Source organism: Clostridiales bacterium, assembly GCA_017961515.1.
GTDB lineage: Bacteria > Bacillota > Clostridia > Acetivibrionales > RGIG10202 > RGIG10202.
Map to the genome: position 1 here is coordinate 1 of JAGCXC010000016.1, position 9,630 is coordinate 9,630.

Consider the following 9,630-nt stretch of genomic DNA (forward strand, 5'->3'; position numbering starts at 1 on the left):
GGACACACCCGTTCCCATTCCGAACACGGAAGTTAAGCTTCAAACCGCCGACAATACTTGAGTGGAGACGCTCTGGGAAAATAGGTAGTCGCCAGATTTATATAAATGATTCTATGGAGGGTATTCATAGGATCTTTTTTTGTTATATAGGCAAAAAAATAAAGGAATATATAGACCCGTTCACGGGTGAGCCAGTAAAAAGAGGCAAATAAAAAGAGCTTTAACCCTAGCCAGTGAAATTAGTGAGGAAGGCAGACTGTTCAGTGGCTCTTTAGAGGCAGTAGGTAGCTGCAGAACAAACCACCGGCTAAGCCGGTGCTGATGATTAAAACTCAAGAATAAATTACAAGTTTGTATAAAAATCCTTGATATACATGGATTTTAGCCAAAAAAAGAGCACGCTAACGCAAACGTTGACTTTAAGTCGAAAAAATTTTTTCAGAGTAAATGCAACATTTTAGGTATAAAAAGTATTTTTTCCCTTAGATAATTTTACACATTCTAAGGTTTGATATATGATGTGGTAAGTATGTCACAAATCGTCAAATAGAATATTTTGAAAAAATTATACTTTTTTTTACATTTTAGAAGCATTAATGACACAAATTTGAGATTTTTTTCCTAATTTATTAAAAAAATATATATTTTTCTATTGACTACTGGGTTTTTATGGTATATAATACTTTCTATAGTAAATGACATCAGAAGATTACTAAGGAGGGAAATATTATGACGAGAGAGATGTTTTTTATGCAAGAGGTTGCCGTTAATGAGGCAGGAGTGAAAGGTAATCAAAGCTTTAACCTGGAATACTACCTTATAAACAATGGTGACAATACGTATGGAATTGAGATATTGAAAATAGATAATAATACTGCTCATTCCGAAAAATCAATTATTAATATTGCAACGGTAAAGGAAAATGCAATAGAGCTTTTAAGTAAGCTGGCGAAAAACAAGGTTACTCCTTTAACGTTGGGATATATAGGGGAGGACTTCCTTAAATAATTGGTGTGATTTTTTGGTGTCATTCTATTAATAATTTTCTCAAATACATTTTTATATACACGACTACAGCAATTTTATAGGCTGTAGTCGTTATCAATGTGCGGAGAAATTAAATTTTTATTGTACTAAATACAGTTAATGTGATAAAATCAGCCTAAGTTAAAAGATATTTTAACTTAAAGAGGAGAGATTTTTGATAAGGAAGGTGTAGAAGTATGGTTATTCAAAAGAAAAATTGGGAAACTAAACAAATTGATGAGGAGAAGGTTCAGGAGATAAAAAATAAGGTTGATATACCATATTTTTTGGCAAAAGTATTATCTACAATGGATATGAAAATAGATGAAATTCCAGATTTTCTGAATCCTAATTTTGAGAAGTATAAGAGTAAAGATCCTTTTTTATTGAGTGGTATGAAGGAGAGTGTTGAAAGAATACTATATGCAATTGATAAAAAAGAGAAGATAGTTGTATTTGGTGACTCTGATGCGGATGGATTAACTGGCACAGCTATATTGTACGATTTTTTGACGAAGATAGCTGATAAAACTAAAATTGATTATTATATTATAGATAGAGAAAATGAAGGGTATGGATTGTCAGATAGGGCTGTTAACAGGGTATTAAAGAAAAAGCCTAACCTTATAATTACAGTTGATTGTGGTACAACAGATGTAGAGGCAGTATAAAAAATAAAGAGGCAAGGGATAGGCGTTATAATAACAGATCATCACGTGTGTGGTCAAAAATTACCAGAGGCGGACGGTGTAATTAATCCAAAGAGAGATAATGAAGATTTTTTTAGAGAACTAGCTGGGGTTGGCGTTGTGTTTGAGTTGATTATTGCATTGTGTAATAAAAAGAAACTTAAAGAAGAATATTACTTAAAGTATACAGGTAGGGTGGCAATAGGAACACTAGCGGATAAAGTAAAATTGACAGAAGGAAACCGAGCAATAGTAAAATATGGAATGAGACGTATGATAAATAAACCTAGCTTAGGGATCAAAAATTTAATAAAAAGAAGTCTATGTAATGATAAAAACAGTATTTTATCTGAAGATATTATATTTGAATTAGCACCAAGGTTAAATGCAGGCGGTAATATGTGGAAAAATGCAAGAAAATGTATAGAGTTATTAAGTCTTGATTTTGATGATACAGGGAAAAATGAATATAAAGCAAATGAAATAATAGATATTTTAGAACAGGAGAATGACAAGCGCAAAGAAATATCCTTTGATAAATCAAAACAAGGCGAAGATGTATCAGATGCATTAGAAAAAATAGAAAGCCTAAATTTAAATGAGGATGAAGTTATATTTGTAGGAGGATATAAGTGGGATAAAAAAAATCTAGCGTTAATTGCTAGTGAAGTTGGGATGTTGAGTAACAAAATAGTAATAGCTTATGCAAATAAGTATGGAGAAGTTAGGGTAGCAGCTAAAAATAATGGAAAATGTGATTTGTTTAATATTATAGAAGAATTGAGAGATAGGGGTTTGGTGAAAAGTTTTGGTGGATATAATAAAGAGTCATTTGGTCTTAGTGTAGAGTGGGAAAAATTTAAAGAGTTTAAAAATAATTTACTAAAAATTGTCGAAGAAAATATAAAGACTTTAGATGCGATCGATAATAATAAATCAGATCATATGAATAAGTTTAAGAATGAGGCTATTGAGATTAGGCCAGAGGAAATAACATTAGATAATGTTATAGCATTAGAAGGCATGGAGCCATTTGGTAATGCTAATCCAAAGCCATTGTTTTTATGTCGCCGAATGAAAGTAAAAGAATTAGAAGAAAAAGGAGAAGGCAAACATTTGTCCTTAAAATTGGTAGGTGAGAATGATGATAATAATAGTGAAGGAATAGATGCAATAAAATTTAATTGTGGATATAGGGAATATGGGATAAGAAAAGGTGATACTATGGATTTTGTATTTGAAATGGGTAAATATAATAACAAAGTTCAAATGAGGATAAAAGATATAAATTATCGAAAAAGACTATATGAACAAGAATTGGAAGGAGATAAAAAAAGATTTAAAAGTAGTCCAGAAGTGGTATTAAAAAATATTTAAACGATAATATGGATTTATTCTTTACATGAGGTATTAAAATAGGAGGAGTATTTGTATGAAGCATTATGATAAAGAAAAAGAAAGAGCCCAAAATAGGAAAACGATAATTAATTTGGGGATCATTACAGTTTTTTCTATAGTATGTTATATTGGTATTATTTTATTGGCAAAATGCACATTAAGGAAAGAATTAATTCTAGGGGTTGTTGAATCGGTAGTGACTATTTTGTTTTTTCTGGAAATATTCTATATATTTAAAGTTGAAAATAGTACAGGGTACTACGAGTGTAGAGAATGTCATAATAGATTCGTACCAACCTATTTTACAGCTATAGTAGCGCCTCATACAATTACAAAGAGATTTTTGAGATGCCCTAAATGTAACAAAAAAACTTGGGCTAAAAAAGTAATGACTAAAGAATAAAATTCATTATATCTATAAATAAAAAATAAATAATACAAAACACGACTAAGGTGGATTTAATCCACCTTAGTCGTATGTATTAACAGGTACGTTTGAAAAGTTTTTAGCATATCATCAGAAAACTACATCAAAGGAGTGCAATAACACTTTTTATGATGATACTTATTACACTTGATATTATATACCATAAAATTCCATAAGTCAATAGAAAATATGGTTTTTTTTATTAAATATGTTAAAAAATATCAAAAATATACCATAGACAATCCTTAGATGTCAATAAAATACAAATAATAAGACACCTTGTGTCATATGACAAAGAGAGGTGTCTTATAGGATATTATACAATAAAAGCTATATTTGAAGGATCTAAAGCGCCTAAATCAAGACTTATAAATATGTAACCTGCTAGATCATAATATCTGAAGGTTAATAATGTTTTATCGTTTTCAGATGATATCCATGCATGAACCTCACTATTTTGAGAGTTTTCAATATTATCTGCAATAGATTTTAATAGCTGAGTATCTTCTACAGGAGTTTCATAGAATGACTCTGTTAGAGATTTCAACTTTTTTAATCCTTGTAATAACACTACATCATTGTTTTTATAAGCTTCAACAAAAATATCATGAATATTTTTATTGAAAATTTCAGAAATTTTTACTTCTGCACCTGTAGATTTATAAAACATTTTTCCTTCTAGAATTTGGTTTGAAAAAGAGCCTCCATGAGGTGTTGTGTATGTAACGGATAATATGTTTTTAGTATTGGCAACAATGTTGCAATCACTGTATGTAGTATAAATTGAGTCTTGAGATTGGAGTTCTTTTAATTCGTTTTGTATTTCATTTAGTGGGAAACTATCAAAATAATTTTTGCAGAAGGCGTTTACAACATTTATTCCTTCTTGATTATCTGGATTATCTACAACTGATGCACATACTTCTGCAACACCTACTACGAATCCAGCTGGATTTTCTTTATAAACAGTTTTTCTTATAAAATTTACTCCATCTGTTGTTTTGTATCTTGGCAATATTGTAAAGGTATCATTGGTATCTGTATAGGTAGTATCATGTAATCCCACTTCTATTACTGCAGGAATAACATAAGTCCTGTTATTTACAATTTTAGGTGGGAAGTACACTTTTTTAAGTTCATTATTAACACTAATTGTATTATCATCTATGGTAAGAACTACTTCGTCTGATCCTCTTTCTATCTTTACTTGACGAGTTTTTTCATTCCAAGAAATGTTATAACCTAATTTTTCGCAAATACTTCTCAATGGAAGCATTCGTTTTCCATTTATAGAGAATGGAGGATTCTCCAAATCTAAGGTTTCTCCATTTACGATTAATTTCTCATATGTATTATATTCGATTTGTGGAACGCTATTGGCCGCAAATGTTATCCCACTGAAACAAAAAAATATACCCAGTGTGAAAGCTAAAGTTTTGATAAATTTCATAAAATCAACTCCTTCAATATATTGTGGTGCATCTAAATGAATACACTTATACTTTAATATCGAGAATTAAAGGAAAAATATTTATGAACATTTTTAGGGTTAATATTAATTTGAGAATTAAAAAGGGGATGTGTTAGAATAACTGCTGGGGATAAGTAAACTAGCGCGAGGAAGATATAAAATAGGAGTAAAAAAGGTTAATAATATTAAAGGAATTTAGAATAGAAGATGTATAAGGGCAATTGGTGTAGTGATGAACGTGTGAAAAGATATTGTAAAGACAATAGATCCGATGAGAAGGCTATCTTTGGGAAAAAGCTCAATATAGATGGACTATAACATTAAAAAATGTAGATAAACCTATAGGATGTATTGATGATTATACATAAGGGTATTAAAAAAAATTACAAAGCGATCAATATAAAGCTACAAGCTAGTTTTAAAGATATGATCCATAGTGCACCCTCTTGACAAAACTTTATTATACGTGTATACTTAAAATCTACTTGGGATTAGGTAGATAAAAATTTCATAATTATGATAATGGCTAGGCGTTAGTTTAAGCGCCCATAGCTTAATTGGATAGAGCGTCTGACTACGGATCAGAAGGTTGTGGGTTCAAGTCCTACTGGGCGTGCCATGGTGATATATATTGATGTATTATAAGATATGTTAATATATATTTTTTTTTGCCGATACCACTGGTGGGGATAGGTCTAAGTTATTCACATTATCCACAAAAAATATGCACAATTAACAATTATGGTGTGGAAAAAAATTATGTAAAGGAATAAAAGAAATGAATTTTGGGGATAATAATGTATTAAGACTTTTTCAACAAGTTATACACGGGTAAAATGTAGATATATAGAGTTATACACAAAGTTATACACATTATCCACAAAATAAAAAGTGACAAAAATGTAACAATGGACAACAAATTGATAACAAAAGATAGGAAAAAAAACACATAGTGTAAAGCTTTGACAAATAAGGTTTCCCAGAGTTATACACAGGATTATGCACATTGTCCACAGTGACTTTGGGATTACTAAAAAAGGGGAGAGACTAATGCGTGTAAAGAAAGCTATAATACCGGCGGCAGGCTTGGGAACACGTTTCTTACCAGCGACAAAAGCTCAACCAAAAGAGATGTTGCCCATTGTGGATAAACCCACAATACAGTATATAGTAGAGGAGGCTCAGAATTCAGGGATAAGTGATATTCTTATCATAACGGGCAAGGGGAAAAATTCTATTGAAGATCATTTTGACAAATCGAGAGAATTGGAGTGGCAACTTGAGAGAAAAGGGAAAAGTGATTTATTGAAGAAAGTGGATAAAATAACTGAGGGTGTTAATATACATTATATACGGCAGAAAGAAGCTAAGGGACTTGCGAATGCGATACATCTAGCTAAATCGTTTGTTGGACAGGATCCATTCGCGGTAATGCTAGGAGATATTGTAACGGACTACAAGTATCCATTTTTGCGGGTGTTAGTGGAGATGTTTGGTAAGTATGGTGCCCCAATTATTGGTGTGAGCGAAGTAAAGATGAGTGAGGTTAGTAATTATGGAATTGTTGCGGCCAGTGCACAAAGTGACGGAATGCTAAAGATTAGTGATCTTGTGGAAAAACCATCTTATGATGCAGCGCCATCTAATATGGCTATCATGGGAAGATATATTTTAACGCCAGAGATATTTAATATAATACAAAATATCGATGTAGGAAAAGACGGAGAATATCAATTGACCGATGCACTAAAGGTATTATTAAAAATAAGGCCAATGTACGCATGTCAGTTTAAGGGTAAGATATATGATATAGGAAGTAAGTTGGGATTTTTGCAGGCCAATATTGATTTTGCTCTAAAACAAGATGATTTAAGGGACGGACTTTTAAAGTATATGTTAAAAAAAGTAGAGAGCATGGAAAAAGATTCTCAGGAGATTATGATTTGATAGCGATGGAATGGGAATTAGATTAAGAAAAAAATACAATATTGTGCATCTATAGAGGGTGCACAATATTTTTATCTATGATTGGAATAATGTAATAGATTAAAATAATGAGATTAGGTAAGAATGCACATTCTGTATTTTTGTTGCAGTATAGTATTTATATTTGTTGTAAAAACCGCATGGATTGTGGGGTTAGCTCGTACTGTTCTAGCGCGATTGAGCTATCGAAAAAGAACCGACTGTTTAAGCGTTGTTGCAAAAAAAGCCCCTACTTCTACGCCAAGAATTTTATGAGAAAAATTTGAGGTGTAGGTAAGGGAGGATACCGCTATATGTCTAGTGCGCCAAAGACATTGCCGAGATTATCGTGTATTACTAAACTTGCAGCGTAATCAAAAGGAGTTGGAGTTTTGTTGATTAAAATTAAATTATTTCCTCTAAAGTAGGTTATTAGGCTGGATGCAGGCTGAACAGTAAGAGATGTGCCTGCGACAATAAGAAGATTTGCGTTTTGTATTGCGCGGATAGAGTTTTCAAGAGTATCTTGATCTAGACCTTCTTGATACAGTACGACATCTGGCTTAACTATACCACCGCAGGTACACATTGGCACATCTTTACTACCGAATATATATTGTGCATCATAAAATTTATGGCATTTGGTGCAGTAATTTCGAAGAACGCTACCGTGTAGTTCGTATACGGTGCGGGATCCAGCACGTTGATGTAGGCCATCGATGTTTTGTGTTACAATAGCCTTTAATTTACCGCTATGTTCAAGTGTTGCTAGTTTAAAGTGGGTGATGTTGGGTTCAAACTTTAGCGAATTTATTTTATCGCGATAGAATTTGTAAAATTCATCTGGATGTCGCACAAAAAAACTATGACTTAATATTTCTTCTGGTGGGAACTTATATTTTAAGCTATAGAGTCCATCCTTACTACGAAAGTCTGGTATTCCGCTTTCAGTTGATACACCAGCACCTCCAAAAAATACAATATTATTACTTTCATTTATTAGTGTTAAAAACTTTTCAATTTTACTTTCCATAACATACTCCTTCCTATGTAGATTCTTTCACATGATTATTCTACCACGAATGCTAGGCAATTGTATACACATTTATGCAAGTATTTTGTTTGAATACGAAACAGAAATGAAAAAATTTGAGATATGGGAGGGAGAGGATGTTACCTTCACCAGTTTTAGACAATTCGCCAAATACGTACAAAAGTAGCAAAAAAAATACAGGTATTTTATCCAAAAATAAACTGAATGTTTATTCCAACATTGCCGCATAGTAGCAAAATTGACAAAAAGAAGTAAATTTGGAGGGCAAAAAAGAGCGTTTGAAAAATATTATCAAAAAACAAAGAAGTGCTGATGTAGCTAGATTTAGGCGATAATATTACAAAAATATTACAAGTTTATTACATGTATTTTCAAGTTATTGACGCAAAAAAACCAGGATGATATAATTGTTCTAGAGATTAGGTAGGTTAGAGGAAGTACCTATTCTAATTTAAGAGAAATAGAAGTCAGGTTATAAAGAATATTTTTAGGAGTAGGCGTAACCTGGCTTTGTTATTTGGACCTACTACCAAAATAAAAAAAAGGGGAGGATTTGAAAGTATGAGGAATCTAAAAAAACATTTATCAGTATTGCTAGTATTAATGATGGTTTTCACAATGCTAGCACCTGTATTTGCGACAACTTCATATAATTATGAAGAAGCAGCGCAAGCTTTGTATGGTTTAGGATTGTACAAAGGGGTGAGTGATAAAAATTTTGTACCAGACTTGGGAAGTCAATTAAACAGACAACAAGCAGCAATAATATTGCTTAGATTGTTTGGACAAGAACAAGACGCTCAGGCATTAACAGATGCTCAAGTAAATCAAGCATTAGCTAAATTTGCTGACGCAGACTCAATAGCTTCTTGGGCAAGAAAGCAAGTTGCATATGCAGCTATGACAGGAGTAGTAAAAGGTATACAAAGTGCAAACGGATTAGTATTTAATCCTGTAGGAGCACTAAAAGGGATTGACTATGCTTCATTAATTCTTCAACAATTGGGAGTAAAAGACTTTGATTATTTTGGTGCTCTAGAGAAATTGGCATCATTGAACGTTATATCAGTAGCCCAAATGATAGCGTTTGATAAAGATCAATTAACAAGAGACGATGCAGTAGGTATGTCATATGGAGTATTAACTGCACAAGCAGATAATGGTTCAACAGTAATTGAGAACCTAATTGAAAAAGGATTAGTAGAGAGAGCATATGCTGAAGAGCTAGGTCTAGTTGAAAAGACAAATACTCCAGCAGTAAATCCTTCAACAGAGCCTTCACAAAATCCAAATGGGGGAACTGTAGTTGGAACAGCAAAAGTAGAATTTGAGCCAGCAGAATCAAGAGTATTATCAAGAAGTCAATCTTTGTTTGAGATAGGACAAGTTAAAATAACAGCAGGAAGTGAACCTGTAGTAGTAACTGGATTAAAATTACAAAGAACAGGTATCAGTGCAGATACTGTCGTAAAATCAATAACTGTATGGAACGGAAACGAGAAAGTAAACTCAATTGGTAGATTCTCAACAGGAATAGCAAACATCGCATTCACTAAGATAGTAACAGTTCCAGCAGGACAAACTGTTAAGTTACCAATAA

At 32.2% G+C, this 9,630-nt stretch carries 8 protein-coding genes, 1 tRNA gene and 1 rRNA gene; 8 read left to right on the forward strand and 2 right to left on the reverse strand.

All coding sequences use genetic code 11. The annotated features are described in order from the left end of the window. The 5 genes from rrf to J6Y29_00840 form a co-directional block, all read left to right on the forward strand. Positions 1 to 97: ribosomal RNA gene (gene rrf, locus J6Y29_00820) — 5S ribosomal RNA — on the forward strand; the annotation flags it as partial. A gap of 632 nt (positions 98 to 729) precedes the next feature. Continuing rightward, complete coding sequence (locus J6Y29_00825; protein ID MBP5426435.1) at positions 730 to 1,008, forward strand: hypothetical protein; 279 nt, start codon at positions 730 to 732, stop codon at positions 1,006 to 1,008. Positions 1,009 to 1,223: 215 nt separating this feature from the next. Continuing rightward, positions 1,224 to 1,697, forward strand: coding sequence for a hypothetical protein (locus J6Y29_00830; GenBank protein ID MBP5426436.1), 474 nt, complete (start codon positions 1,224 to 1,226; stop codon positions 1,695 to 1,697). A gap of 45 nt (positions 1,698 to 1,742) precedes the next feature. Next, positions 1,743 to 3,092 (forward strand): hypothetical protein, encoded by a 1,350-nt coding sequence (locus tag J6Y29_00835; protein ID MBP5426437.1) that lies wholly within the window; start codon positions 1,743 to 1,745, stop codon positions 3,090 to 3,092. A 55-nt stretch (positions 3,093 to 3,147) separates the two neighbouring features. Further along, positions 3,148 to 3,516 carry a hypothetical protein gene (locus tag J6Y29_00840; GenBank protein ID MBP5426438.1) on the forward strand — a complete coding sequence of 123 codons (369 nt, stop codon included), beginning with the start codon at positions 3,148 to 3,150 and terminating at the stop codon, positions 3,514 to 3,516. Between the two features lie 340 nt (positions 3,517 to 3,856). On the opposite strand, the gene J6Y29_00845 is transcribed toward J6Y29_00840, so the two are convergent. Continuing rightward, on the reverse strand, positions 3,857 to 4,990 hold the full coding sequence (locus J6Y29_00845) for a copper amine oxidase N-terminal domain-containing protein (GenBank protein ID MBP5426439.1): 1,134 nt from the start codon (positions 4,988 to 4,990) through the stop codon (positions 3,857 to 3,859). 563 nt (positions 4,991 to 5,553) lie between these two features. On the opposite strand from J6Y29_00845, the gene J6Y29_00850 reads away from it, so the two are divergent. Both J6Y29_00850 and galU read left to right on the forward strand, forming a co-directional pair. Continuing rightward, positions 5,554 to 5,630 (forward strand) — tRNA-Arg (locus tag J6Y29_00850). Between the two features lie 431 nt (positions 5,631 to 6,061). Continuing rightward, complete coding sequence (gene galU, locus J6Y29_00855; GenBank protein MBP5426440.1) at positions 6,062 to 6,958, forward strand: UTP--glucose-1-phosphate uridylyltransferase GalU; 897 nt, start codon at positions 6,062 to 6,064, stop codon at positions 6,956 to 6,958. A gap of 328 nt (positions 6,959 to 7,286) precedes the next feature. Here the strand turns inward: galU and J6Y29_00860 are convergent, their stop codons facing one another. Then, positions 7,287 to 8,009 carry an NAD-dependent protein deacylase gene (locus J6Y29_00860; protein MBP5426441.1) on the reverse strand — a complete coding sequence of 241 codons (723 nt, stop codon included), beginning with the start codon at positions 8,007 to 8,009 and terminating at the stop codon, positions 7,287 to 7,289. A 582-nt stretch (positions 8,010 to 8,591) separates the two neighbouring features. Between J6Y29_00860 and J6Y29_00865 the strand changes: the two genes are divergently transcribed. Further along, a partial coding sequence (locus J6Y29_00865) for an S-layer homology domain-containing protein (GenBank protein MBP5426442.1) occupies positions 8,592 to 9,630 on the forward strand: 1,039 nt, incomplete at its 3' end.

What these genes read in the sequence shown, in the direction of transcription:
- J6Y29_00840 (MBP5426438.1), top strand. Translation starts at nt 3,148, where the DNA reads ATGAAGCATTATGATAAAGAAAAAGAAAGAGCCCAAAATAGGAAAACG.
- J6Y29_00845 (MBP5426439.1), bottom strand. Translation starts at nt 4,990, where the DNA reads ATGAAATTTATCAAAACTTTAGCTTTCACACTGGGTATATTTTTTTGT.
- J6Y29_00825 (MBP5426435.1), top strand. Translation starts at nt 730, where the DNA reads ATGACGAGAGAGATGTTTTTTATGCAAGAGGTTGCCGTTAATGAGGCA.
- galU (MBP5426440.1), top strand. Translation starts at nt 6,062, where the DNA reads ATGCGTGTAAAGAAAGCTATAATACCGGCGGCAGGCTTGGGAACACGT.
- J6Y29_00830 (MBP5426436.1), top strand. Translation starts at nt 1,224, where the DNA reads ATGGTTATTCAAAAGAAAAATTGGGAAACTAAACAAATTGATGAGGAG.
- J6Y29_00860 (MBP5426441.1), bottom strand. Translation starts at nt 8,009, where the DNA reads ATGGAAAGTAAAATTGAAAAGTTTTTAACACTAATAAATGAAAGTAAT.